22 protein-coding genes, 3 pseudogenes and 1 riboswitch are annotated in these 26,223 nt (G+C 58.8%); of the genes and pseudogenes, 12 read left to right on the top strand and 13 right to left on the bottom strand.

All coding sequences use genetic code 11. The features are described 5' to 3' along the window. The first annotated feature begins 440 nt into the window (after positions 1-440). The 4 genes from AB1E33_RS04830 to arsB are packed head-to-tail and all read left to right on the top strand — an operon-like array spanning position 441 to position 4,535. Positions 441-1,274, top strand: coding sequence for an arsenate reductase/protein-tyrosine-phosphatase family protein (locus tag AB1E33_RS04830; RefSeq protein WP_372576128.1), 834 nt, complete (start codon positions 441-443; stop codon positions 1,272-1,274). Beyond that, on the top strand, positions 1,271-2,269 hold the full coding sequence (locus AB1E33_RS04825) for an ArsJ-associated glyceraldehyde-3-phosphate dehydrogenase (RefSeq protein WP_372576127.1): 999 nt from the start codon (positions 1,271-1,273) through the stop codon (positions 2,267-2,269). The genes AB1E33_RS04830 and AB1E33_RS04825 overlap by 4 nt, the downstream gene beginning before the upstream one ends. Continuing rightward, positions 2,266-3,531, top strand: a complete 1,266-nt coding sequence (gene arsJ, locus AB1E33_RS04820) for an organoarsenical effux MFS transporter ArsJ (protein ID WP_372576126.1) — start codon at positions 2,266-2,268, stop codon at positions 3,529-3,531. Before AB1E33_RS04825 ends, arsJ begins: the two co-directional genes overlap by 4 nt. After that, positions 3,528-4,535, top strand: coding sequence for an ACR3 family arsenite efflux transporter (gene arsB / locus AB1E33_RS04815; RefSeq protein WP_372576125.1), 1,008 nt, complete (start codon positions 3,528-3,530; stop codon positions 4,533-4,535). Before arsJ ends, arsB begins: the two co-directional genes overlap by 4 nt. A 101-nt stretch (positions 4,536-4,636) precedes the next feature. On the opposite strand, the pseudogene AB1E33_RS04810 reads toward arsB, so the two are convergent. Next, positions 4,637-4,777, bottom strand: a pseudogene (locus tag AB1E33_RS04810) (IS3 family transposase); the annotation flags it as partial. Positions 4,778-4,808: 31 nt separating this feature from the next. Next, positions 4,809-5,956, bottom strand: a pseudogene (locus AB1E33_RS04805) (IS3 family transposase). Positions 5,957-5,998: 42 nt separating this feature from the next. On the opposite strand from AB1E33_RS04805, the pseudogene AB1E33_RS04800 reads away from it, so the two are divergent. The 7 genes and pseudogenes from AB1E33_RS04800 to AB1E33_RS04770 all read left to right on the top strand — a co-directional run. Beyond that, positions 5,999-6,396, top strand: a pseudogene (locus tag AB1E33_RS04800) (CobW C-terminal domain-containing protein); the annotation flags it as partial. Between the two features lie 3 nt (positions 6,397-6,399). Further along, the gene (locus AB1E33_RS04795) at positions 6,400-6,636 is read left to right on the top strand and encodes a DUF1826 domain-containing protein (RefSeq protein WP_372576124.1); all 237 of its coding nucleotides are present in this window, start codon (positions 6,400-6,402) and stop codon (positions 6,634-6,636) included. A 105-nt stretch (positions 6,637-6,741) separates the two neighbouring features. Next, entirely contained in the window at positions 6,742-7,014 is a 273-nt protein-coding gene (locus AB1E33_RS04790; protein ID WP_372576123.1) for a DUF6525 family protein, read from the top strand. Positions 7,015-7,180: 166 nt separating this feature from the next. Then, a riboswitch (cobalamin riboswitch) is annotated at positions 7,181-7,385 on the top strand. 251 nt (positions 7,386-7,636) lie between these two features. Further along, a complete protein-coding gene (locus tag AB1E33_RS04785; protein ID WP_372576122.1) occupies positions 7,637-7,843 on the top strand; it encodes a DUF1636 family protein in 207 nt (68 codons plus the stop codon). Continuing rightward, positions 7,840-8,625 (top strand): ABC transporter ATP-binding protein, encoded by a 786-nt coding sequence (locus AB1E33_RS04780; RefSeq protein WP_372576121.1) that lies wholly within the window; start codon positions 7,840-7,842, stop codon positions 8,623-8,625. The genes AB1E33_RS04785 and AB1E33_RS04780 overlap by 4 nt, the downstream gene beginning before the upstream one ends. 18 nt (positions 8,626-8,643) lie before the next feature. Next, positions 8,644-9,591: an ABC transporter substrate-binding protein gene (locus AB1E33_RS04775; RefSeq protein ID WP_372576120.1), complete on the top strand. Its 948-nt coding sequence runs from the start codon at positions 8,644-8,646 to the stop codon at positions 9,589-9,591. Position 9,592: 1 nt separating this feature from the next. Continuing rightward, positions 9,593-10,606, top strand: coding sequence for a FecCD family ABC transporter permease (locus AB1E33_RS04770; protein WP_372576119.1), 1,014 nt, complete (start codon positions 9,593-9,595; stop codon positions 10,604-10,606). 379 nt (positions 10,607-10,985) lie between these two features. Here the strand turns inward: AB1E33_RS04770 and AB1E33_RS04765 are convergent, their stop codons facing one another. After that, a complete protein-coding gene (locus tag AB1E33_RS04765) occupies positions 10,986-12,242 on the bottom strand; it encodes an MFS transporter (protein ID WP_372576118.1) in 1,257 nt (418 codons plus the stop codon). A gap of 241 nt (positions 12,243-12,483) precedes the next feature. Here AB1E33_RS04765 and AB1E33_RS04760 point away from each other — a divergent pair, with 241 nt between their 5' ends. Continuing rightward, the gene (locus tag AB1E33_RS04760; RefSeq protein WP_372576117.1) at positions 12,484-14,646 is read left to right on the top strand and encodes a DUF3141 domain-containing protein; all 2,163 of its coding nucleotides are present in this window, start codon (positions 12,484-12,486) and stop codon (positions 14,644-14,646) included. A gap of 72 nt (positions 14,647-14,718) precedes the next feature. Here the strand turns inward: AB1E33_RS04760 and AB1E33_RS04755 are convergent, their stop codons facing one another. The 10 genes from AB1E33_RS04755 to AB1E33_RS04710 all read right to left on the bottom strand — a co-directional run bounded on the left by AB1E33_RS04755 (position 14,719) and on the right by AB1E33_RS04710 (position 25,878). After that, the gene (locus tag AB1E33_RS04755) at positions 14,719-16,203 is read right to left on the bottom strand and encodes an inorganic phosphate transporter (RefSeq protein WP_372576116.1); all 1,485 of its coding nucleotides are present in this window, start codon (positions 16,201-16,203) and stop codon (positions 14,719-14,721) included. Positions 16,204-16,422: 219 nt separating this feature from the next. Continuing rightward, the gene (locus tag AB1E33_RS04750) at positions 16,423-17,631 is read right to left on the bottom strand and encodes an acetate/propionate family kinase (RefSeq protein ID WP_372576115.1); all 1,209 of its coding nucleotides are present in this window, start codon (positions 17,629-17,631) and stop codon (positions 16,423-16,425) included. Between the two features lie 29 nt (positions 17,632-17,660). Then, a complete protein-coding gene (fabI, locus tag AB1E33_RS04745) occupies positions 17,661-18,425 on the bottom strand; it encodes an enoyl-ACP reductase FabI (protein WP_372576114.1) in 765 nt (254 codons plus the stop codon). Positions 18,426-18,490: 65 nt separating this feature from the next. After that, positions 18,491-20,344 (bottom strand): V-type ATP synthase subunit A, encoded by a 1,854-nt coding sequence (locus AB1E33_RS04740; protein ID WP_372576113.1) that lies wholly within the window; start codon positions 20,342-20,344, stop codon positions 18,491-18,493. Continuing rightward, positions 20,341-21,033: a hypothetical protein gene (locus AB1E33_RS04735; RefSeq protein WP_372576112.1), complete on the bottom strand. Its 693-nt coding sequence runs from the start codon at positions 21,031-21,033 to the stop codon at positions 20,341-20,343. The genes AB1E33_RS04740 and AB1E33_RS04735 overlap by 4 nt, the downstream gene beginning before the upstream one ends. A gap of 2 nt (positions 21,034-21,035) precedes the next feature. Then, positions 21,036-21,713 (bottom strand): hypothetical protein, encoded by a 678-nt coding sequence (locus AB1E33_RS04730; protein WP_372576111.1) that lies wholly within the window; start codon positions 21,711-21,713, stop codon positions 21,036-21,038. Beyond that, entirely contained in the window at positions 21,713-22,156 is a 444-nt protein-coding gene (locus AB1E33_RS04725; protein ID WP_249712905.1) for an ATP synthase subunit C, read from the bottom strand. Before AB1E33_RS04725 ends, AB1E33_RS04730 begins: the two co-directional genes overlap by 1 nt. Beyond that, the gene (locus tag AB1E33_RS04720; RefSeq protein ID WP_372576110.1) at positions 22,153-23,946 is read right to left on the bottom strand and encodes a V-type ATP synthase subunit I; all 1,794 of its coding nucleotides are present in this window, start codon (positions 23,944-23,946) and stop codon (positions 22,153-22,155) included. Before AB1E33_RS04720 ends, AB1E33_RS04725 begins: the two co-directional genes overlap by 4 nt. Continuing rightward, positions 23,943-24,530, bottom strand: a complete 588-nt coding sequence (locus tag AB1E33_RS04715; protein WP_372576109.1) for a V-type ATP synthase subunit D — start codon at positions 24,528-24,530, stop codon at positions 23,943-23,945. The genes AB1E33_RS04720 and AB1E33_RS04715 overlap by 4 nt, the downstream gene beginning before the upstream one ends. Continuing rightward, positions 24,517-25,878: a V-type ATP synthase subunit B gene (locus AB1E33_RS04710; protein ID WP_372576108.1), complete on the bottom strand. Its 1,362-nt coding sequence runs from the start codon at positions 25,876-25,878 to the stop codon at positions 24,517-24,519. The genes AB1E33_RS04715 and AB1E33_RS04710 overlap by 14 nt, the downstream gene beginning before the upstream one ends. Positions 25,879-26,223 lie beyond the last annotated feature (345 nt).

Here is a 26,223-nt window from a genome sequence, read left to right as displayed (position 1 = left end):
ACGAACCGAAGCATGTACCTGAAGGAACTCAGCCAAAAGCCGCGTTAAAGGCAGGACACACACGAACTGAACTAAAAACACCGCTTCGGCGGATCAACCATTGTGCGTGAAACCGCTTGACTGAAAAGACCCCGCTACCGAAGTCCTGAGCCTAGAGAACATTCCAATCCTTATGTGAACAAACTCGGCAGATGGTGCGCAGACGAATTTCCGGTTGACTGAGATCATCTGCGTATGGAGATGCGGCCCAGATTTCGAATTGCAAGCGGGTAGTGTCCCAAAGATCTTCAACACTTGTTAGGTTTGATGCCGGTGGAGCAGGAGCAATTTGCCACGTCCGGTAGGACAAACCGGTATCATGTTCCAAAATGCCGTTGAGATATCCCGTGCGCGCTACTCAACAATTGACGATAGTAGATTTATTCTATATTTCATGAAATATGGAACAACAAATCTTGGAACAGTTAACTACTCTTGGCCATCCTCAGCGCATTTCAGTGTTTCGCATGCTGATGCGGCGCTATCCTGACGTGATCCCAGCAGGAGAACTGGCGTCGGAGCTTGGCATCAAGGCCAGCACAATGTCGAACTACCTCAACGCGTTACAACGGTCTGGGCTTGTCTCACAGAAAAGGTCCGGAACATCAGTTCTTTATTCGATTGAAATGAACAACGTGCAGGCGATGCTCGACTATCTGGTCATGGATTGCTGTCGAGGTCGACCTGACATCTGCATACCTTTTTCTAAAGGAAATGACACGATGACTGACCGGAAGTTCAATGTACTTTTCATCTGTGTGGGCAATTCCGCGCGGTCGATTTTCGCCGAGTCTTTGTTGCGTGAGATCGGCGGAGACAAATTCAATGTCTACTCCGCTGGCACCAAGCCGATTTCAGACTTAAATCCGTTCGCGGTGCAAGTGCTGAGGGACAAAGGTCACGATACGTCGGTTCTCAGATCCAAGAATGTCGCGGAGTTTTCCGGGCCGGACGCGCCGGACCTGGACTTCGTTTTTACGGTTTGCAACCAGGCAGCCAACGAAGATTGCCCCGCATGGGAAGGCCAGCCCATTAGTGGCCACTGGGGCATGGTTGACCCTGTAAAGACCGAAGGCACCGACGCTGAAAAAAGTCTGGCCTTCCAGAACGCCTATGGCGCCCTGAAGCGCCGGATCGAGGCTTTTACTTCTTTGCCAGCCGAAAGTCTGGATCGCATTGCATTGCAATCTGCCGTTGATGAAATCGGCAGGGCCCCAATCGAGGACCTGAAATGACAACCTATGCTGTGAACGGCCTGGGCCGCATCGGAAAGCTGGCCTTGAAACCGTTGCTGGACAAAGGCGCCAAGATTGCCTGGATCAACGACGCGGTCGGTGACCCCGAAATGCACGCACATCTACTGGAGTTCGACACAGTTCACGGTCGTTGGGACGCCAAAATCGAGCATGATGACGATAGCGTCACGATCAATGGAACACGAATTCCGTTTATCGGCACCAAAGAACTGGGCGCGTTGCCGCTGGACGGCGTTGACGTTGTGATCGACTGCACTGGCGTTTTTAAGACCGAGGCCAAGCTGGCCCCGTTTTTCGAAGCCGGTGTTAAAAAGGTTGTTGTGTCTGCTCCGGTGAAGGACGGACCGACCGCGAATATCGTCTATGGTGTCAATGAAGGGACCTATGACCCGGCACTGCATCGTATTGTGACGGCAGCATCGTGCACAACCAACTGTCTGGCCCCCGTGGTGAAGGTCATTCACGAAAACCTCGGCATCCGCCACGGATCGATGACCACGATCCACGATGTGACCAACACACAGACGATCGTAGACCGCCCGGCCAAAGACTTGCGCCGGGCCCGCTCGGCTTTGAACTCATTGATCCCCACGACCACAGGGTCGGCAACGGCAATCACTTTGATCTACCCAGAACTAGAGGGGCGCCTGAACGGCCATGCCGTGCGCGTTCCATTGCTGAATGCCTCACTGACCGATTGTGTTTTCGAGGTTGAACGGGAAACAACGGTCAACGAGGTCAACGGATATTTCAAAGCTGCAGCCGAAGGTGAGTTGGATGGTATTCTCGGCTATGAAACACGTCCGCTGGTATCGACCGATTACACCAACGATGAGCGTTCGTCGATTGTAGACGCACCCTCGACCATGGTGGTGAACGGAACGCAGGTGAAAATCTACGCCTGGTACGATAACGAAATGGGGTATGCGCATCGTCTGGTCGATGTGGCCATGATGGTTGGAAACGCGCTGTGACCCAAAAGCCCAAAGGACTGTCGGCCTATGTTGCGGTCACGGCGGCTTATTGGGCTTTCATGCTGACCGACGGGGCGCTCAGGATGCTGGTGCTACTGCACTTTCATACGCTGGGTTTCTCGCCGGTGCAGTTGGCTTATCTGTTTGTGTTTTATGAGATTGCGGGCATGGTGACCAATCTGGCCGCAGGCTGGATTGCCGCGCGTTTTGGTCTGACATCAACACTCTATGCCGGGCTGGGGCTTCAGGTTGTGGCGCTGTTGGCGTTGACCCAGCTTGATACAAGCTGGACGATTGGGGTTTCGGTTGCCTTTGTGATGATCGTTCAGGGTGCCAGCGGGGTCGCCAAGGATCTGGCAAAGATGTCCTCGAAATCCGCAGTGAAACTGCTGGCGCCCACCGAAAACGGAGGATTGTTCCGCTGGGTTGCCGTTCTGACCGGATCGAAGAACGCCGTGAAAGGGTTGGGGTTCCTGCTGGGGGCGGTTCTGCTGGCAATGCTTGGCTTTACCCGGTCCGTCTTAATTATGGCGGTCGTGCTGGCGGTGGTGTTGGCGGCCGTCATCCTGTTCATGCCGAACGGCCTGCCCAAGGGGCGCAAGGGTGCGAAATTCTCTGAGGTCTTCTCGAAATCGGCCAATGTGAACTGGCTGTCAGCTGCACGTGTGTTCCTGTTCGGGGCGCGGGACGTTTGGTTCGTTGTGGGCATCCCGATCTACTTCTACGCTGTCTTGTCTGACGGCACCGAAGAAGGAAATCGCGCCACGTTTTTCATGATCGGTGCATTTATGGCCGTATGGGTGATCCTGTACGGTGCGGTTCAGGCCAGCGCACCCAAAATCCTGCGCGCCTCGGACCGAACCGAAGGTGACCTGATCCGAGCTGCGCACAGCTGGGCGGCGGGATTGTTCTTTGTACCTGCCGCCCTGACCACAGCCGTACTGATGTCAACCGGGCCAGAAACCTGGCTGACCATCACACTGGTAATCGGGCTGTTGGTCTTTGGAGCGGTCTTCGCGGTGAATTCGTCGCTTCATTCTTACCTGATCCTGGCGTTTACCAAATCCGAACGGGTCACGATGGATGTCGGATTCTACTATATGGCCAATGCCAGCGGTCGATTGCTTGGAACCGTACTATCCGGTCTGACCTATCAGATTGGGGGGCTGCCGCTCGTACTGGCTACAGCCTCACTCATGGTTGCCCTGGCAGCACTGACGTCCGGTAAGCTGAACGCACACATAACCGAGGCAACTTCATGAGCATTTTCGAGCGTTATCTGACTGTCTGGGTCGCCCTTGCCATGGTCGCGGGCATTCTGATCGGGCTTGTGGCACCTGGCCTCGTAAGGTTGGTCGCTGCGGCCGAAGTTGCCAGCGTCAACCTGGTTGTAGCCGTGCTGATATGGGCGATGGTGTATCCGATGATGGTCGGTGTCGATTTCGGATCAGTTGCAGGTGTGGCTCGGCAGCCGCGCGGACTGATCGTTACACTGGTGGTTAACTGGCTGATTAAACCGTTCACCATGGCGTTGCTGGCCGTGTTGTTTTTTGACTATGTCTTCGCCCCGTGGATCGCGCCCGAGGACGCCGCACAATACACTGCTGGCTTAATTTTGTTGGGCGCGGCCCCCTGTACGGCGATGGTTTTTGTTTGGTCGCAGCTGACCAAGGGTGACCCGACCTATACACTTGTTCAGGTTTCTGTGAACGACTTGATTATGGTTGTGGCCTTCGCGCCAATTGTTGCGTTTTTGCTGGGTGTCACTGACATCTCGGTGCCATGGCAGACTCTGGTGCTGGCAACTATACTCTATGTAGTCTTGCCTCTAATTGCAGGCCTGATCACCCGACGGAGGCTTGGATCGCAAGAGATGATCGATGCATTCTCTGCGCGGGTGAAGCCTTGGTCTGTGATGGGTCTGATTGCCACGGTCGTCATCCTGTTCGGTCTGCAAGGTCAGACGATTCTCGCAAGACCTGTGGTAATTGTCCTGATCGCCGTGCCAATACTGATCCAAAGCTACGGCATTTTTGTGCTGGCTTACGGTGCGGCCTATGCGCTTAAGGTCCCTCACCGCATCGCCGCACCGTGCGCCATGATCGGAACGTCCAATTTCTTTGAATTGGCGGTAGCTGTTGCAATCAGCTTGTTTGGTCTGCATTCAGGCGCCGCTTTGGCCACAGTTGTTGGCGTTCTGGTTGAAGTTCCAGTCATGCTGTCCCTCGTGGCCTTTGCAAACCGTACGCGGTCTCGTTTTGCATAGTGATTGGTGCGACCAAGTGCCAAACCCTGTCCGTCTTCCGAGTTTCTGGGTCCAAATGCCGCTTAAGCAGAAAGAGAGTTTAGCTCATCTGGTTGGTTTGATTATGCGGCGCGTTGTCTGTGATCCAAGCGGCGCGCTTCGAGCGTCTTTTGTTTGATCCGTTCTCGTTGCTGTAGAATGGTTTTGTCCCTGCCGGAGTAGACGTCGGCGGGTGTGACGGTGTTCAGACTCTCGTTGAACCTGTTCCACTTATGTGCCGCCCCATGTGCTCGTTTAGGCGACTTTCCGTTCAAGAGCGACAGGGCTTTTCCAACCCAATGCTAAGTGCTGTCGTTGCGGATTGTAGAAGCCATTGATGTATTCGAAGATCGCCATTTCAGCCTGCCGCCTTGTTTCCCATGACCGTCGCAAGATCAGCTCTGCATTGATGGTTTGAAGAAGGACTCGACGGCCGCATTATCATAGCAATTTCCCTTGCCGCTCATCGATACCTTGAAGCCATGTTGCCGCAGCCGTTTCTGATAGTCGTGCAAACAATATTGGCTGCCACGATCCGTGTGATGGATGCAGCCTTTCGACGGTGATCGGAATGCGATAGCCACCTTCAATGCACGGATCGCCAGATCACGTTTCATGCGGTTGCTTACCGTCCAGCCGATGACACGACGAGAATGCAGGTCGAGGATGACGGCGAGATACAACTAGCCCTCATGGGTCCAGATATGGCTGATATCACCGGCCCATTTCTGGTTTGGCTGATCAGCCATGAAGGTGCGATCCTGCAGGTTCGGTGCAATGTTGAACGTGTGATCACTGTACGTCGTGACCTTGTGCTTGCGGGTTTTGACGGCGGATATGCCGTTCTGACGCATCAATCTGCCAACGCAGTGGTGCCCCACATCCAGACCAATCTCCTTCAACTCTTCGGTCATGCGTGGCCTACCAAGGCCGCCCAGGCTGAGACGCGCCTGTTCTTTGATATGTGCCAAGGTCACAATATCAGAACTCTGTCTGCGGCTGGCCGGACGGGTTCGGAAGGCCCGCAATCCACGCGTACTGACACCAACAACATGGCATAAGCGTTTGGCCGGAAAACTGTCACGGTGTTCTTCGATGAACCCAAATCTCATTGCTTTAGGCCCGCGAAGAACTGGGTGGCTTTTTAGGATGCCCCTCTCCTCCTTGAGAATGCGCACCTCACGTCGAAGGCGTTCATTCTCCTGAGCGAGGCTCAATTCCTCTTTCGAAACCACATCGGTGTCTCAATGAGCCGTGATCCACTTGTTCAGCCTCGACAACCCGGCGCCCAAATCTGTCGCCACCCGCTTACGCGTCAGTCCACTGGTCAGCGCAATCCGAACAGCGTCTTGGCGGAATTCGTCCGACCGTTTCAGTCCCCTAGTTCGTCTCCTTTGCCGCAATAAATGCTATCAAAGGAGCCGCATCAAACCGTGACAGATCCACTCAATATCTATCTGCCAAGTGTGACCCGAGCCAAAGGCCACTTTTGGATATCGACACGGCCCGAATGGGTGGCTGAGTTTTCGCTCGCAGGGGCGCTGTCCAGTGTCAAACCCTCGGCAAATGGTGGGCATCGGTGCCGGAAGAGCAGCGTCCCACCAACGAAAGCGCCCGCGCCTAAATGCAGGCCCAATGGCAAGAGCCTTGGGGTGACCGTCGTAAGGAAATCGTATCCATCGGAGCGGGCAGCGATTGACCAACTTTGAAGGCGCGATTGGATACCTGCCTCGTTCCCGCAGTTGCGGCCCCAGAGCCGGGCAACTTGCCGGACTATCAAGACTCATTTCCAATCTGGCGCCGGGTGGAGGATGCCGCAAGAACTTCGCGAGAAGGGCCGTGAAAGATGCAAAAAATCGGCGTCGCCGCCGGACATGATGCGGCTTCGCTCAATACGTTCCTGCAACCGGGCTGTGTTGCATCCGTCTGGCGTCGACAATCCCCACCGGATGTGCAGACTTGGCTTGATCGCCTCAGTCCGGAAGTTCTGCCACGCGGCCGCGTTATTCTGCCGCTGAACGCGGTCAAGACCTCCATGCGGCACGTCTGTGATATGTCTGGTTTGATTGCTGGTCGCGAATGAGAGTGGCTTCAGAATGATATTGTATCTCTGGCCTCCAATCGGAGGCACGGAAGAGACCCGGCGCGTCCTGGTGCTGGACCCTGCGTTTGATCCGGACGACGAGGCATGAGCCGCAATCTGGGTCAAAGCAGCCTGCGTCGGAAACGGCGCTCTGGCAATTCCATAGCCGCGTTTGACTGCCTACCAACCCCATTGAGGCAGTTGTTGTCTGAAGCTGCGCTACGGAGGTCCCCGGCATCCGCGCGGAGCATTTGGTCAAAGTTGCAGGCCAAAGGACTGACGCCGGACGAAACACTCATACCGCTGAGCCAGGCCAAGGCCAAAACGCTCGCCCGCGACCGGAAATCAACCGTTTTCATAGCCAATGCTCAAACTTGAAGGAAAACCCATGTTTCTTCCATTGCAGCTTGCCATTGCTACCCTTGTTGCTCTTGGCTCCGCTCTCCCAGCGACTGCTCAAGAGAAAGCCTAAAGACTCTGAGCGCTTAAGCTTTGATTAAAGGGCTGTTGCTTCAAGTCTCGATTGACATGGCGCTCGGTCTAAGACAACCAAGGATCAGATGGTTCCCGATGGTTCGCCAATGGGATGAAAAGGGAATACGGTGAGGTCTGCCAATTGGCACCAAGTCCGTTACTGCCCCCGCAACTGTAAGCGGTAAGCGATGCCAAAAACCACTGGCCAAAAGCCGGGAAGGATGGCCAAGCTTCGACCCGCAAGTCAGGAGACCTGCCATCATGTTTTTAACCAACCAGGGGCGGGGCGTCCCGGAAGGGGGCTTTGATGGCACGTCTGATACGTGTTTACATGATCGGCACCTTCTGGCCTCGCTTGGCTTCAAGCGGAGCGGGCAATGCCAGATGCACATGACCATTTCCTTCTGATCTGTTCGACCTGTAGCGGCACAGTGCCTGTTGATGCCATACGCAATACGTTGACAGACAAGTTGCCTGCGGGGTTCGTTGTTCGTAGCGTTGCCGCATGGCCGGTTGCGCACGTCCGATGTCCGTCGGGTTTCAGGCCGTCGGCAAAGCGCAGTACCTGTTTGGTGACATTGAGAGCGCAGAAGACATCGAGGCGCTGGCCGAATTCGCGCAACAATACCACGATAGCTCGGATGGCTGGACCCGCGCCACCGACCGACCGGAAACATTATTCACAAAAACTCTTTCTCGCTTGCCCCGAATCCAGTTGGAGGAGCCAACATGACGACCTCGACCTTTTTGGTTGCACGTGATCTTGAGTACCATGCGCTCAACGGCGATGCCCTGTTGCAAGGCGCCTCGTTTGAGTTGCACGAGGGCGCGATTTTGGCAATCGCCGGCCCGAACGGGGCCGGAAAAACGACGCTGCTGAATCTTTTATGCGGGACGGCTGCAGTGGTTCTGGGCAATGTGCTGGTCAAAGGCCGCAGCCTGAAGCAGATGCCCGCCAAAGAGCGCGCCCGAATGATCGCCGTTGTCAGCCAGCAAGAGCTTCCGGATGGCAGGCTACTCTTGCGGGACTACGTCGCACTCGGTCAGATTCCGATCTGGTCCGATCGCTCACCGGATGAACACGCCGGGGAACTAAGCAGGATCCTGGAGATGACAGGCCTTGGTGCGCTCGCCGACAAGCGGATGGCGGTGCTGTCCGGGGGCGAGCGTCAACGCGCCCATATCGCCCGGGCATTGGCACAGAATCCCTCTTTGCTGTTTCTGGACGAACCAACCAATAACCTCGACCCGGATGCCAAAGGCCGGATGCTGTCTCTGGTCGCCGATCTGGGGATCACGGTCGTGATGATCGTCCACGATCTGGTGATGATCCCAGAATTCGCCACCCATGTGGCGTTGATGAAATCCACACGGTTGACCGGCTTTGGCCCGGTGGCTGAAGTGCTGACCCCTGACCGGGTTCGCGACACGTTCGGCGTCGATTACCTGTGCTTTCACCACGAAGGCCGCGTGATCCCGGCGCTGGATATCCGAAAAACCATAGTTTCAACTTAAACCGAGGAACATTCACCAATGAAACACATCTGGTCCGTGGCGCTGGCAACAGCCATGGCAAGCGGTGCCTCTGCGCATGAGGTCATCGTTGACAATTGCGGCGAACCGCTTGTCTTTGAGACCCAGCCGGAGCGGTTGGTCGTGCACGACATGAACATGACTGACATGGCTTTCGCACTTGGCCTTCAGGAAAAGATCGTTGGCCTGACCGGCATCACAGGCTGGTACAGGACCAGCCCGGAATTCGACACGCTACGCGGCGATATTCAAGAGCTAGCACCGAAGTACCCTACCGTTGAAAACCTCGTAGCTGTGGAAACCGACCTGTTCTTCGCAGGCTGGTATTACGGCATGAAACCCGGTGGCGACGTCACTCCCGACACACTCGCCCCGTTTGGCATAAAGACTATGATTCTGACCGAAAGCTGCGTGCATCTGGACAAGGGCCGTCCCGAGGCCAGCATGGACCTGCTGTTCGACGACGTTATGCGTCTGGGCAAAGTGATGCATGTGGAAGAAAAGGCGGAGGAATTGGTTTCGGGCTGGAAAGTGAAACTGACTGCGATCGAAACCCAGACTGCTGATTTGCCCAAACCGCGCGTCTTCCTGCTGGATGGGCCGGCGGACGCGCCGTTTACGGCTGGCAAGTTTGCCATCCCCGACGCGATGATCGCCGCCGCAGGGGGTGAGAACGTAACCCATGACATGGAAACAAGCTGGGGCCGAACGTCGTGGGAGTCCGTAGCTGCAGCGAACCCGGAATTCCTGGTGCTGCTGGACTACCAGACTGGAAATGGTGCCGAGGATACGTTCAAGTTTCTGCAGGAACACCCGGTAATGTCCCAGACTGATGCCGTGAAGAACGAGCGCTGGATTGGTCTGCGGTACGAGGAACTGACCCCCGGACCGGCAAATATCGAAGCGATCTCGAAAATGGCCAAAGCTATGCATTCGGGTCTGAACTGATATGGGCCGACATGGCCTGACACTTTTGATGGGGGCGGTCGTTCTAGCCGCTCTCTTGTTGATTTCGACCATCTATGGCACCACGTCTATTCCCGTCTCCGACACGGTCACCGCCATTCTGCTGGGGACCGGTCTGAGCGACGGGGACATGTCACCGCTGCACCGGATCGTGTTTGATCTGCGCCTGCCGCGCGCCCTTTTTGCCGCCGTGATTGGGGCTGGCTTGGGCATCGTCGGCGTTGCCTTGCAAACCACAACGCGCAATGACCTGGCGGACCCGTTCCTGTTTGGCCTATCTTCGGGGGCTGCCGCCGGGGCAGTGTTCGTCATAACGGTGACCGGGGATATTCTGGGCTTCTGGACCTTACCGCTGGCCGCATTCTGTGGGGGGCTTGTGGCGTCGGGCATCGTGCTGGCGCTGGTTCATGGGTTGCATACGAGCGCACCCGAAAAGCTGATATTAGCCGGTCTGGCCGTGTCCTTCCTGTTCTCGGCCATCACCAACTATCTGATTTTTGCTGGTGACAGTCGCGCCGCGCATTCGGTGATCTTCTGGATGCTGGGCGGCCTGGGTTTGGCCCGGTGGGAGACATTCCCGCTGGTCTGTGCGGGATTAGCCCTGATCCTGACCTATTCGCTCTATCGCAGTCGCTGGCTGGATGCGCTGCTGACTGGGGATTTGACCGCCGCGACGCTTGGAGTGCCCGTGCAGGGCTTACGGTTCAGCATGTTCTTCGCCGCTGCTCTTGCGACGGCGGTGTTCGTTTCGGTGGCGGGAGTGATAGGCTTTGTCGGCCTGATGGTACCCCACATTGCCCGTGGGATTGCGGGGCCATTGCACCGCCAGCTCTTGCCGACTGCGGCGATTGTGGGCGCGGCCTTGCTGACCGGCTCAGATATCATCAGTCGGCTGCTGATTGCCCCACAGGAACTGCCCGTCGGGATCGTCACCACCTCAATTGGCTCTGTTTTCGTGTTCTTGCTGCTATTCAGAACGGCAAAAAGTCGGAGGTAGCGTTCAACGCGATGCCATGAACCGGATGTATTCGAAAGCAAACATTCAAGTGCATTTGAGAAAGGGCATCTTTGTCCCGCGACCCAGTCATTGCCTCTAGCAAAATGCTGCGCATTGCATGAATGGCGTGTTTGGTGAAGCTGCATTGGGGCGAAGAGAGGTGCTACCTCACCAACTAGGCACTCCAACACACATTCTAAACTGGGTTGTGACAAATTCCCTATCTTTCCGAAAAGCAAGGAGAACGGACATGACCCACACAGAGCTGGATTTGCGTGAGAGACGCGCAATCTAGTATGGCCTCATAACCGATTGAAGTAATTTGACAAAGCAGAAAGAGCGCTTCAGCTTGAGTTTGAAAAAAGTGGATTGATAAAATTCAGCCCCCATCTGCCTGTATCTGTCGCGTGTCGATGGCTTGCACATCGCTGCCACGCCAGAGCGTGGCAATGAGGGCAAGCGCAATGCCGCAGCACAGTATGCCCATCACGAAGGGCAGATGCACGTTGATGCCGATCAACGCGCCTCCGGCCAGCGACACCAGCCCTGAGCCAAGGGTGAAGAGCGCGATCGAGATGCCCATGACCCAGCCTTGCTCGGCCTTGCCCGCACTGGCCGAGAACAGCGTCAATATGGTCGGGTATCCCACGGCAAAGCCCACAACGATCGGGATCACCAGAACGTAGGACAGGCTGGCCATCGGATTCAGTGTGAACACGATCAGCGACAGCATCATCACCAGCGTGGCCACGGTGACAATCGGGATCTTGCGATAGCGCTGGCCCAAAGGACCGACCAAAATACCACTAGCCAGCGCCATGGTCAGGCCAAAGACCACCAACAGGACACTGTTCTGCAACGTGTCGAAGCCGAACCGCTGCAGCGAATAGTCGTTGAGATAGATGAAGAAGGAATTCAGACCCAGTTCAAAGAAAAAGAACACAAGCCCCAGCTTCAGCACCACCGGTCGGCTGCGCACGCGCCAGAGGTTGACGAAGACCTCGGAAATTCCGAAATCAATCTTGCGCCGGTCGGTGCGGGTGTCGTGGAAGAACATCAGGATCAGAACCAGCGTGAGCGCGATCAGCCCGGCCGCCACGACGAAGGGCAGTTGCAGCGTGGCATAATCGCCGAGAATACGGGTATCGCTCAGCAGTCCGGCGATCAGCGGCCCGGCGACCAGGCCAAGAGCGGCGGCGACCACGACGCGGCCCATATTGCGGGTGCGTTCGTCATCGTCGCGACTGACATCCACCAGTGCGGCCTGCGCGATCGGTTGGTTGCCGGCGGTGAACCCGGAAATCGCGCGGCCCAATAGCAGCAGGTAATAATTCGACATCTCGACCGCGACCACGGTCAGGATATAGCCCGCCAGCGCCCCGATCAGACAGATCACGATCCCGTTCTTGCGCCCGATGTAGTCCGATAGTTTCGAGATATAGGCGGCGCCAAAGAACCAGAAGATATAGAAGGTCGACAGCAGCGCGCCATACATCAGGTTGCGGGTAGCGTGACCGGTGTCCGGGGCCAGAAACGTGCTGTCGGGGCTGATCAGCAGCGTGCTGATGATCGGCAGGATCAGACCCTGCCCCATCACATCGACAAACACCACCAACATCAGGGAAAGGCGCAGCATGACCATGTTCGTGTCCCTCCAAGAGTGTCGTGCCTTCAGCATCGAGCCAAGCCTCTTAAAAAACAACATTCTCGCGAAAATACCGAGGAATGAGGCCCATTCCCTGCCACGGGGCCTGCGCCGGGCTGTGCATCGGCAAAATGTCGCGACCCCTTGAAACTCAGTATGACACCGGCCTAATTGCTGCTACGCAGAAACCACAAGAAGATGACTCGACGTTGCCAGTGAGAAGGAGGCGAACATGCCTGAGTCCAATCCCTGGATCGACTACGTGGTTGATGCCAGCCAGCGAACCGCCCTGTTTCTGGATATCATGCGGGAGCGCGGCAACCAGTATAACGCCCATATCGCTGCCACGGCACCCAATGTTCTGGGTTTCGCGTATGACGTGGTGATGGATGGCCGAGATCTGCCGGACCGGGTCAACTACGTGCTGACCCGTATCAAACCGCCCAAGGCCGTCACTATCGACCCGCGCAAACGTCCCTTTGTCGTCATCGATCCGCGCGCAGGCCATGGCCCCGGCATCGGCGGCTTTAAGGCCGACAGCGAGATTGGCGTGGCGCTGGCCGCCGGGCACCCCTGCTATTTCATTGGCTTTCTGCCCGAACCCGAGCCGGGCCAGACCATCGAGAAGGTTATGCGCGCTGAGGTGGCCTTTATCGAACATGTCGTTGAGGCTCATCCGCAGGCAGACGGCAAACCGGCGGTGATCGGCAATTGCCAGGCTGGCTGGGCAGTGGCGATGCTGGCCTCTTACAGGCCCGATCTGTGCGGCCCGATCATTCTGGCGGGCGCGCCGCTCAGCTATTGGGCGGGTGTGCATGGCAAGAACCCTATGCGCTACAGCGGCGGATTGCTGGGTGGAGGCTGGCTGACCGCGCTGACCGGCGATCTGGGCGCGGGCAAGTTCGATGGCGCCTGGCTGGTGCAGAATTTCGAGAACATGAACCCCGCCAACACGCTCTGGTCCAAGCAGCATAACGTTTTTGCTAAGGTCGATACCGAGCGCGATCGCTATCTCGACTTCGAGCGTTGGTGGGGCGGCCACGTGATCCTGAACGCCGAAGAGATGCAGTTCATCGTCGACAACCTCTTTGTGGGTAACAAACTGCCCACCGGCGGAGTGGTGACCAGTGATGGAGTCCGGCTGGATTTCCGCCGCATCAAGTCTCCGATCATCTGTTTCTGTTCCAAAGGCGACGACATCACCCCGCCTCAGCAGGCGCTGGGATGGATCACTGATCTCTACGAAAGCGTCGATGCGATCCGCTCTCACGGGCAGACAATCGTCTACGCGGTGCATGACAAGGTGGGTCACCTGGGCATTTTTGTCTCGGGTAGCGTCGCCAGGAAGGAACATCGCGAGTTCGCCTCGAATATCGATTTCATCGACTGCCTGCCTCCGGGTCTCTACGAGGCGGTGCTGACCCCCAAGACCGGGGACGAGCCCGACGCCGATCTGGACCCGACTGATTACATCACACGCTTCGAGGCGCGCGATCTCGACGATATCCGCGCACTTGGTCACAACGATCTGGAGGACGAGCGCCGCTTCGCCGCCGTGGCCCGTCTGTCCGAGATCAACACCGGGCTCTACAAGACCTTCGTGCATCCCTGGATGGAGGCGCTGGTGACGCCGCAAATGGCCAAAGCCGCACGCGAGATGCACCCCTTGCGGCTGGGCTACAAACTGGCCTCAGACGTAAACCCGCTGATGAACAGCGTCAGGCTCTGGGCAGACCATGCGCGCGAGAACCGCAAGCCGGTTGATCCCAACAACCCGTTCTGGATGATGCAGGAACAGGTCTCGGACGGGATCACCACGGCGCTAGAAACCTATGGCCAACTGCGCGATCAGGCGACCGAAGCGATGTTCATGGCGACCTACAGTAGCCCGCTCCTGCAGGCGATGCTGGGACTCAGCGCAAGCGATGAGTCGCCACGACCGCATCCCGGCCTCGACCCTGAACACCGCGCTTTTGTCGAGCAACGGATCACCGAGCTGACGGCAAAGATGGCGGAAGGCGGGGTCAAAGAGGCGGCAGTACGCGCCCTGCTCTATGTGCTCTGGCCCAACCGCGCCGCTGACGAACGCCGTTTCGAGATCGTCGATCGCCTGCGCGAAGACGACGAACAATCGCTGCAGGATTTCAAGGAAATGCTGCGTGAGCAGTTCCTGATGCTGCTGATCGACGAGGATCGCGCCATCGAGACCCTGGCAGGCCTGATGACCGGGCAGGCGAAGGAACGGGACGAGGTGCTCGCCATGATCCGCCTGATCGCCGGAACGGGTGGGGCGCTCAGCCCGGACTCGGAGGATCGTCTGGCACGGATCGAAAAGCTGCTGGATACGCCACAACTCGCCAGTTCCGAAAAGCGAAAGCGCAAGGAGAACGCTTAGGGCGTGCCGCACCAGATAGCCTGACTTGCGCGCTTTGTTGCGGAAGGCCCAGACCCGAGCCGGGTCTTCGAACTACGCCAGAACCGCGCTGATCAGGTAGAATATGATCCCCGACAGGATCGCGGCCGCGGGAACGGTAATGACCCAAGCTGCAAGGATAGTCATGAAATGGGACCTGCGCACCAGTTTGCGTCGCCTGCGCTCTTCTGGCGGATAGTTCGTGCGATCGGGCATTTTGAGGCGCGCATTCCGGATGCGCCGCTCGGCATCCCATTCCCGGAAGAAGCCGACGCCAAATACACCCCCGACAGCAATATGGGTTGAACTGACGGGCAGGCCAAGCCAACTGGCCACGATCACCGTGATCGCGGCCGACAGAGCCACACAATAGGCGCGCATCGGGTTGAGCTTCGTGATCTGGCCACCGACCATGCGGATCAGTTTCGGCCCGAACAGCAACAGGCCAAAGGATATTCCGAACGCGCCGATGATCATCACCCAGAGCGGAATGCTGATCGCGTCCGTGAAGCTGCCCGATTGAGAGGCCTGCACAATTGCGGCAAGGGGGCCGACGGCGTTTGCCACATCATTTGCCCCATGGGCGAAACTCAGTAGCGCCGCCGACACCACCAACGGAATGCCAAACAGCACCTTGAGCGACTTGTTCCGGTTCTCCAGCCCTTGTGATTGCTTGCGGATCACCGGGATCATCACAATCCAGACCAGCGCACCGATTGCCGCGCCGATCATCAACGCCGTTGTCAGGTCGATCTTGATGATCTTTTTCAGGCCCTTCAGGGCAAGGTAGGATGCGAACGCACCGGCCATGATGCCGACGAGGATGGGCACCCACTTGCGCGCGGCAGCGATTTTGTCGTCGCGGTAGATGATCCGCGACTTGATCAACCACAGGAACATGGCGGCGATGGCCCCACCCAGAACCGGCGAGATCACCCAACTTGCCGCGATCTTGCCCATGGTTGACCAGCTGACGGCGGCAAAACCGGCCGCCGCAATGCCAGCACCCATGACGCCGCCAACCACCGAATGGGTCGTTGAAACGGGTGCTCCGATCCATGTTGCCAGATTGACCCACAGAGCTGCCGACAAAAGCGCGGCCATCATGGCCCAGATAAAGACCGAGGCTGTGCCCATGCTTTCAGGCGCAATGATGCCTTTGGCGACAGTGGACACCACGTCTCCGCCCGCGATCAGCGCGCCCGCGCTTTCAAAGACGACCGCAATGGCGATGGCCCCGCCCATCGAAAGCGCATTCGCCCCCACTGCAGGGCCCATGTTGTTGGCCACATCGTTGGCACCAATGTTCAGCGCCATATAGGCCCCGAGACAGGCCGCAATGATCACGATGAACGAGTTGTTTTCCTGCCCGAAGAGAGACATGGCAGCGATGCCAGCCAGCAGAACAAAGACCAGCGACACTCCTACGCCGACCATTGGGCGTGACACATAGCCAGTTGCCGTTTCAAGCCTGGAGAACCGCGCAAGGTCCCGGTCGAGTGTTTCCAGATGGCGCGGATCGCCTTGTTGTTCTGTCATAGGTGTCGTCCCCACAGTTGGGAAAGACGCTTAGCGCTGTCAGAACTCCAATTGCAACCTGTCAATGATGGCGAATGGTTTTTTTCGCTGGTTGAAGAATACCGGAAGCAAGTCAGCGTCATTCGCCAATTCTCCAAAGCAAAGCATATGCAGCAACTCGCACCCAAGATTACTCTTCATGCGGATCATCCCGTTTCAGCTGAAAATCAGCTTTTGCAGTCAGTATTCGACCGCCGCACGCTCGTTCAGTGCGCGCGAGGCGGCCCGGGCGATGATGCGTTCCTCGTCGGTGGGGATGACCAGCACCTTGGTTCTGCCGATGCCGATGCTCATCTCATTTGCGGCATTGGCGCGCGCATCCAACGTGATTCCCATCCAGTCCATACCGTTGCAGATCCGCGCCCGGATCGCGGCCGAGTTTTCCCCAATCCCGCCGCAGAACACCACCCCGTCAATACCATGCAGGCTGGCCGCCAGCGCGCCCAGTTCGCGACGCGCGCGGAAGGTGTAATATTCGATGGCCATTTCCGCCTCGGGGTTTTGCGATACCTCCAACGCCCGCATGTCGCTTGTAACGCCCGACAGCCCCTTGAGCCCACTTTCATTGTAAAGCAGCTTGGTAAGTTCGCTGGCCGACAGTCCCTCCTGATCCATCAGATAGAGCACCACGCCCGGATCGAGTTGACCGCAACGGGTGCCCATCGGCAGGCCGTCCAGTGCTGAGAACCCCATGGTCGAGGCGATCGAGCGCCCGTTCAGCACCCCGCACATCGACGCGCCGTTGCCCAGATGCGCAATCACCACCCGGCCCGAGGCCAATTCGGGGTCGATCCGGGCAAGCGTGCCGGTGATGTAGTCATAAGACAGTCCGTGAAAGCCATAGCGGCGCACGCCCCGGTCGTAATATTTCAGCGGCAGGCCAAACGTGTCGTTGACCCAGGGGTGATTGCGGTGAAAGGCGGTGTCAAAACAGCCGACCTGCAGCGCTGCTGGAAAGGCCTCTATCGAGGCGCGCACGGCGGCGAGGTTATGCGGCTGGTGCAGCGGCGCCAGCGGTTCGAGCAGGGCCAGCTTTTCCATCACTTCCGGCGTCAGAAGCTGCGGAGCCTTGTAATCGACTCCGCCATGAGCGATGCGGTGCCCGATACAGGCGGGCGCGCTGCCTTGCAGGACGGTTTCGCATTTTTTGAGAATGGCCCGCAGCGCCACGCGGTGATTGGCCGAGCCCAGATCATCCTCGATCTGTTCCAGCCCGATTCGGGCTTTGAAACGGGCGTTCGGGCCAAGACTTTCAACCTGACCCACGGCGATTTCGCGCGGCTCGTCACCAGCCTCGTAAAGCGAGAATTTCAGGGACGACGATCCGGCGTTGAGCGACAGGATGAACTCTGCCGCTGCGCCGTCTGCCCCAGTCATACCATGATCCATCTGCCGCCTCCGTGCTGTCTCGGGGATCGTCACCCCATGATGTGATACCCACCATCAATCGGGTGTATTCCGCCTGTCAGGTTGGACGCCGCGTCACTGGCCAGAAACGCCGCATAGGCGCCTACATCCTGCAGGCTGGCTAACATGTGCGTCGGGGTGCGCGCGGCATTCTCGGCCATGAGATCGTCGAAATGCGCGATGCCGCTCGCCGCGCGGGTGTTCATCGGACCGGGCGACAGCGCATGGACGGAAATGCCCTTGCCGCCCAGCTCTGCGGCGGCATATCGGGTCACCGATTCCAGCGCCGCCTTGACCGGTCCCATGACGTTGTAGTGATCGACCACCTTCTCCGAGCCATAGAAGCTGACCGTCATGCAGGTACCGCGCTGGCCCATCAGCGGCTCGGCCCGGCGGATCATGCGCAGGAAGGAATGCACCGACAGGTCCATCGCCAGCCCGAACCCATCACGCGAACAGTCGATGACGCGACCATGCAGGTCGTCCTTTGGGCAGAAAGCCACTGCGTGCAGCAGGATATCCAGCCCACCCCACTGGTCCGCTATCCGGTCAAACACCGCGTCCAGCTGCGCGTCCGAGCGTGCATCCAGCGGCATCACCATCGCGGCCTCCAGCCCCTCGGCCAGCGGGCGCACATGTGGTTCGGCCTTGCCGTTGAGATAGGTGACGGCCAACTCCGCCCCCTGCGCGCGAAATGCGCTGGCGCAGCCATAGGCGATCGATTTCTCGTTGGCGATGCCCACGACAAGGGCGCGTTTGCCGTTCAACGAAAACATGGCCGATTTCTCCGGATCAGTGCCAGCGCGGACCCCGACCGCGCCACGTATCAATATGCGGTCGCTCAGGCAGGCGCGGGGGCGCCTTCGGACTGGGTAGCGATCTTGGCCCGGATCTTCTCCAACAGGCCGTCATAGTCGGGCGTACCTTCGGCGGCATAGTGGAAGTTTTTAAACAGGCCGGTCAGTTCGGTGAACCAGGCCCTAATCTCCGATTTGCTGTGCAGCGCCAAGCCGTCCTGAACCACGCCATACATCAGCTTGAACACAAGCTGCTGACGATCCAGTGTGACCGAGCAATCCACCGCGTCGAACGCGTCCTGCTGCAGGTAGATCATGTCGACAAACAGCGCCTTCTGGTAGATCACGTAATCCTCGATGGTGATGCCTTCCTCACCAGTGACCTGCATCATCTGACCGATTTGCTCGCCGCGTTCCAGCAGCGCCTGCATCTCTTTGACCCTCGCAATCCAGTTCGGTTCGATATTGCGGCTATACCAGTCAGTCATCTGATCCAGATAGCGCGACCAGGACAAGAGTGGGTCCACAGCCGGGTAGAAGCGCTTGTAGGCCCGTTCCGAGGACAGCCCGAGGAAACACTTCACCGTCGACAGCGTCGATTGCGTGACAGGCTCGTCGAAATTGCCGCCCGCGGGAGAGACGGTTCCGATCATGGTCAGGCTACCACTGGTACCGTCATTGGTCTTGATCACGCCCGCGCGCTCGTAGAGCCCTTTGATCGAGCTTTCCAGATAGGCGGGAAAGCCCTCTTCGCCGGGGATTTCCTCCAGCCGCCCGCTGGTCTCGCGCATGGCCTGCGCCCAGCGGGAGGTGCTGTCGGCGATCAGCAGCACATCCAGCCCCATCTGCCGGTAATACTCGCCCAGCGTGATACCGGTAAAGATCGACGCCTCGCGCGCTGCAACCGGCATGGACGAGGTGTTGCAGATGATGATGGTGCGGTCCATCAGGCTGCCACCCGATTTGGGGTCGGTCATTTCAGGGTATTCGGTAATGGTCTCGACCACCTCGCCCGCGCGTTCGCCACAAGCCACAACGATCACGATATCGACCTGCGCGTTGCGCGCAATCAGGTTCTGCAGCACCGTCTTGCCCGCCCCGAACGGCCCCGGAATGCAGGCGGTGCCGCCGCGTGCGATGGGAAAGAACGTGTCGATCAACCGCTGTGAGGTAAGGATCGGCGCATCGGGAAAAGTGCGCCGCGAGGCGGCGGATTTCAGCAGCTGCGCGGGAACCGGGCGGCGCACCGGCCAGCGTTGTGCGAGCGTCAGAACATACTCGGACCCGTCCTCGCCGGTTAGACGGGCAACCGGGTCTTGCACCGTGGCCGCACCCTTTTGCACCCAATTGATCGTATAACGGCCGGTCCAGTTGAACGGCACCATGATCTTATGGGTGAACCGCCCCTCGGGCACCGTGCCCACCACATCCCCGGCAGAGACAGCGTCGCCCAGCTTGACCTGCGGCGTGAAGGACCATTTCGCGCCCTCATCCAGCGGCGCCACATCCGCCCCGCGTGGCAGAAAGATGCCGTATTCGGCGGCCACCTTGGCCAACGGCGATTGCAGCCCGTCATAGACCTGTCCCAGCAGGCCCGGCCCCAGTTCCACCGACAGCAATTGCCCGCTTTGCTCGACCGGGTCACCGACGGCAACGCCGCTGGTGCTTTCATAGACCTGCGCATCGGCGGTCTTGCCGCGCACTCGCAGGATCTCGGCCTTGAGCCGCTCTTGCCGGCCGCCGCCGGCGGGTTTGCTGGGCAGGACATAAACCACCTCGTTCTTGACCAGCCGCCCTGGCGTTCCATCGGCCTGATCCAGCGCTTCGATCTCGACCAAGCCCTCCTGCACCGCCGCAATGCGCGCGGTGGGTGGCATTGTTTTGGACTCGGCACTCATCCGGTCCCTCCTTCCAGCATCAAATCGGGGAAATCCTGCAGCGCGTCATCGGAAAGCTGCGCAAAGCGCCGGGCGGCGGCCTGCGCATCCGAAGCGGCCCAGCGGTCGAAGAGGTTCCATTTCAGCACATAGATCACGACCGCCTCGAAATCGAAATGGTGCATGCCGCCATTGCGCTGCAACTGGCGGAACGCGACCTCAAGCAGATGCCGTTCCAGACCCAGCGCATCATCCGCCTCAAGCAGCTTAACCGCTTCCCGTAGCCAGGGCATCGGCGCGTCCAACCGAAATGTGGGATCGGACCAGTTCGACACAATATGCCCGGTCCACTTGCCAAAGCCCCATGGGCCGGCGGGCGGTGAGATCCCGTCGCGCCGCATCCGCAGGGCGGCGATGGCGGTACGCAACTCCATCCGGTCGGCGACAATGGCGCGCAGGCTGGGCTGCGGCAGATCGCGCAGCAGGGAGCGCGCCCGTTTCACCACGTCCGAGATATCTGCCCGCGCATCATAACTTGCCCAGTCCAGAACGTTTTCGATCCGCTGCAGCGTATTGGCATCGTCTTCGTCCAACGCCGTCAATCGCTTGCGCAGCCGCAGTTCCGAGAGCGGCGGCTGCTTGGCCACAAAAAGCCGCTCGGAACTGGGCAGGCTGGAGACCAGCGCGATATAGGCGTCGGGACCGGGCATGGTTAGCGGATCACACCTTCCAGAACGGCGCGGAATCGCGGCTGCAGATGCTGCATCAGAACATCGGCAATTGCCTCGTCCGACAAATCAAGCTTGATGCCGTCCTCGCCCGCCTGCGCCCAAATCCCCGCATGCAGATCGCTGGACGCAAACAGCTTCACGCCGTCTTTCAGCATTTCCTGCGTCAGGCCAAGGACGAATTTGGTGAGCTGACCTGACTGGATGTCATCGGCATTGGCGCGGATCGCGTCGGGACCGACCACCTCGGCGGGCAGGATCACCTGCGCATCCGCGCCGATGCCGGTCTCAGTTCGGGCGCGCGCCACCAGTTCCAGCACCATCTGTTTCAGCATTTCGGGGTCGGTCATGGTTTCCGACACCATCCGCTGCACATCCTGCTGGAACTGTGCCATCAGCGTGGATTTCATCGTCAGCACCGCATCGCGCATGGCGGTATTCAGCGCCTCTTCGCCAGCCTTGGTATAGCGGTCGGAGGCATCGCGGGCGTCGCTCAGCAGCTTGGCGGCGTCGGCCTGTGCCGTCTCAACAATCTGCGCGGCCTTGGCCTGCGCCTCCTGCGTCAGGCGCGCGCCCTCGTCGGATCCGGCCTGCACGCCCTCGCTACGAAGCCGGTCAATCAGCGCGTCGATGCCCTGCGCGGTGTCCTGTTCCGCAGCCATCACGCGATCCCCGCACTGATCACCAGAGCAAAGACAAAGGCGAAGACGCCGAAGCCCTCGATGATCGCCGCAGGCGCCAGCGACAGGCCGAAGATCTCGGGCTTTTCTTTCGAGGCATTGATCGCCGCCGCACAGGCACGGCCCTGCCACATGCCGCAATACATCAGCGCCAGCCCCGACAGCACACCGACCCCAAACAGACCCCCGGCGTTTTCGGCAGTGACGGCGCGGTTCAGGGTGAACATGATCACAATCCCGTAGATCGCAAATGTCGACGGAAAGGCCGAGATTCCCACGAACCTTCCATAGCCGCTTTCGGTTTCCAGCATCGCGCCAATGCTGGCCTGGCCTGCGATCGAACAGCCGATCGCGCTGGCGATTGTCCCAAGCGCCATCGGGGCAAAGATGCCCACCCAGCCCATTGCGATGACAAAATCGGTCATTCCTGTACCTCCTTGCGGGAAAACGCGCGGAAGACTGTGCCTTCCTCGGGCAGACCCCATTTGTAAAACTCGATGAAGTTGAGCCGCAGCCCGTGGACCACGCCGCTCATGATCGCGAGAGTGAAATTCAGACCATGCCCGATGAGCAGGATCAGCAATCCACCCAGCAGGCCCAGACCCGAGGCGGACTCGAACCCTTTGGCCGCCAGCCCGTTGAAGGTGACCGCCAGCGAGGCCGAGGCAAGCCCCAGAGCAAAGAGCCGCATGTATGACAGCACATCCCCAAACAGACCCATAAGCCCCGCAAGACTCTGCACCCCGCCAATCAGCCGCCAGAGCCAGTCGATGCCGGATTTCACCGGGCGGTCGCTCGAGAAGAGCAGAATGACGAACAGCCCAAGCGTCATTGACCCCAGACCGCCCTGATAGACCGGCCCGGTTTGACCGCTGAGCCAAACGGCAAGCCCACCCAGCACAACGCAGATCCAACCCAGATTGGCATAGCGGCTGCGGTTGGATTTATGCAGGAAGGCCATCAGATTGGCGAAACCCACATGGGCTACGCCGACGATGATCGACAGCCGCATCATCGTGGTGAAATCGTTGATATCCATCAGCTTGAGCCGGGCGAGGATCCCGCCCTCGGGCGGACCGACCCCGAAATAGCTGCCGACGATCACGCCGTAGGCAACGGTGGCGCCTGCAAGGATCAGCAGCATAGTGCGCCAGGCGCGGGTGTGTGCCGTAGCACCCAAACGGCGCCAGAAAGCCAATACGCCCAGCAGGATCAGGAACCCGTACCCAGCATCCGCAATGATCATCGCAAAGAAGACCGAAAAGGAGGCGATCAGCACGCGACTGGGGTCCCAAGCGTAATAATTCGGCACCTGATAGAACAGCGCCAGATCGACACCTGCCGCCTCGGCATCGGGTTGCTCGATCAGGGTCGGTGGCACCTCGCCCGGTTGCGGCGCGCTGATCAACACCGCTAACCCCTCGTCGGCGCAGATTTCCTGCAGCGCGGCGATCCGGTCTTCTGGCACCCAGCCTTGAATGGCAAAGAGATCCGGATCGTCAAAGGTCTGGGTCTCAGCGAAAGCAAGCTCGGCGGCGGTTTCGGCTTTGGACAGACTCGACCGCAGCAGGGTCAGGAAGCGGGTCAGCGCCATGCGCTCGCCCAGCAGGGTTTCGATCTCAATCTCCGCATCTTCCAACTCGTCCTGCAAAACCGTGATGGGCTTAGCCCCCAGATGGGTGCGCGGCACCGGTAGCAGGTCCGAACGCGGCTCATCCGCGCTGACCACAGCCACATAGAGCACCCGATGATCGCGGCCTACAATCTGCCAGGGCAGATCAACCGCTTGCAGGCTGTCGCGGTTTTTCAGCGGCAGTTCGTAGAACCACAGACGCAGCTCGGCCAGTGCCTCGGTCGGAGGGAAGGTGAAATCGCCCCAGGGCTGTATTGTGGCGATCCGGTCGACCAGAAAATCACGCCGGTCCTGCGCTGTACGCAGCTTGTCCTTGAGGATCAGCGCCTCCGCCACGAAGTATTCAACATCGAAATCGGGGGCAATACGCACCTGCCGCCGCTGGCCCGGCACGACCGCCAGGAAACGTAACGCCTTATAGGCATCCTCGGCCTCGCGGCTGACCTTCTTCTCGACATGCGTTTCGGGCGGCGAGAGCGCCAGGATATGCATCGCGCCCAACTCTTGCAGCCGTGCCAGGGTCGCGTCCTTATCCGCCGCACACCCGATGACCGAGAGCTTTTTGAGCCGCGCGATACTCATGCTTTGGCTCTCTTGCGCTTGGCGATCTTGGAACGCACGACCGAGGCCATTTCCTCGTCATTCAGATAGATGCGAATCTTCTTGATATTGGCGCGGGCATTGGGAATCAGCACCTTGTCAAAAAGGTTCACGCGCTGAGTGATGACATCAACCGCACGCGACAGCACCTCAACCCGCTGACGGGCGACTTGCACCCGCAACCGCGCCACAAGCATGTCATGCAGCAGCGTAGTCACGTTATCGACCCAATGCGGCAGCACCATCGGCGAATAGGGACGGATCTCGACCTCGATCCGGTCAAGAACCGGCAGTTTGGTTCCCACCACGTTTTCTTCGCCCAGCTCATATTGCGTCAGCCGAACAAGACCTTTCAGGTCGATATCGCTGTTGCCCAGCATCGGCACATCGCGGCCCACCTGCTGGACCAGTTCCTCGACCCTGCGCGCCATCTCGGCTACCTGCGCCACCGCCTTTGCACGTTCACCCATCAATTGCTGCCGCTTCAGGTCCAGCGAGGGCAGGAACTTTTCGTAGGTTTTCAGCTGCGCATTCTGATGCGCGAGCGAAGATTTATTCAGCTGCAACCGCGCCATCTGCATCCTTGGGGAAATAGGTGTCGATCAGGTTCTGCTTCATCAAAAGCTGCCCGGGGCGAAAACACTCTGCCAGTGTCTGCCAGCAGAGGTCCAGCGCTTCTTCCAGCGGGATCGAGACATTGATGTCCATGAAACGGGTGCGGAAGAGATCGCCGAATTTCAGCACCTGCTGGTCATAGTCGGACAGTTCAAACGCCATGGCCTGCTTCTGCGCCGCATCGCGCGCCTCGGAATAGAAGCGGATCATGGTGTTCATGATCTGGCTGTGATCCTCGCGGGTGACCTTTCCGATCACGTTCTGTTTGAGCCGCGAGAGGCTGCCAAACGGGTCGATCACGCCGGAATGCAGATAGAACTGCCCTTCGGTTATGTAGCCGGTATTGTCCGGCACCGGGTGGGTCACGTCATTGCCAGGCATCGTCGTGACCGCCAGAATGGTGACCGAGCCACCCTTGGCGTAGTCGCAAGCTTTCTCGTATCGTCGCGCCAGCTCGCTATAGAGGTCACCCATATAGCCGCGGTTCGAAGGCACACGCTCCTGGCTGATGCCAACCTCTTTCATCGCGTCTGCATAGGCCGTCATGTCGGTCAGCAGAACCAACACACGCTTGCCTTCCTCGACCGCAAATTTCTCGGCCACCGCCAGTGCCATGTCGGGCACCAGCAGGCGTTCGACCAGCGGGTCCGAGGCCTGATTGACGAACATTACCGTGCGCGAGAACACGCCAGCATCCTCGAAGCTTTGCCTGAAAGTATAGTAGTCGTCAAAGATCAGCCCCATACCGCCGAACACCACGATATCGGCATCGGCCTGAATGCCGATCCGGGCCAGAAACGGATTATAGGGCTCGCCCGAGACCGAGAAGATCGGGATTTTCTGGCTTTCCACCAGGCAGTTGAACACGTCGATCATCGGCACATCGGTGCGGATCATGTGTTTCGGCACGATCCGTTCGGCCGGGTTCACCGACGGGCCACCGATATTGTAGCGCGGCTCGCTCGACAGATCCGGGCCGCCATCGATCGGGTCCCCTGCCCCGTCAAAGACGCGGCCCAGGATGTTGGCCGAATAAGGCGTCTGCATCGGGTGGCCCAGAAAGGTCGCGCTGGCCCCGGTCGAGATGCCCTTGGTGCCGGAAAACACCTGCAGCGTCACTTCTTCGCGGTCGATATTGATCACCTGCGCCAGGGATCGCACACCATCGACTCCCTCAACCACGGCTAGATCGTTGAATCGCACGACCGCGCCTGCTGCAGTGTTTTCAGGCACATGCACCTTGAGCGTATCGCCAACGATCTCCAGAACACGGGAATATTTGATCAGATCGCGAACCACTTGCGGCCTCCTGAGCTAGATCAGTCGGTGCTACCGTGACACGAATCGCGGAAGCCCGTTTCGCCTGAATTTAGGCTCATAATGAAAGCTTTGCGGCGCAGCGCAAGCCACTCGACGGGTTGAAAGTGTCGCGGTTGCCGCAATGCGCATTATTCAGGCGGTGAAACCAGCGGCGCGGAGGAATTGTCTGTTTAAACCCGATACCGTCGATCCAGACCCAGCGGTCGGTTCTATTGGGTCAGGTCTAACAGATCATGTTTCCGGGTTTCTAACTGCTGATGACGGTATGTTCTTCCTCCAGCATGTCAAATTGCCTGTGCAGGGCACCCACATGCCGGTGGTTGT

The organism is Ruegeria hyattellae (genome assembly GCF_041537925.1).
GTDB lineage: Bacteria > Pseudomonadota > Alphaproteobacteria > Rhodobacterales > Rhodobacteraceae > Ruegeria_C.
Note: the sequence above shows the minus strand (reverse complement) of the source record. Positions and strands in the feature narration are given on the sequence as shown.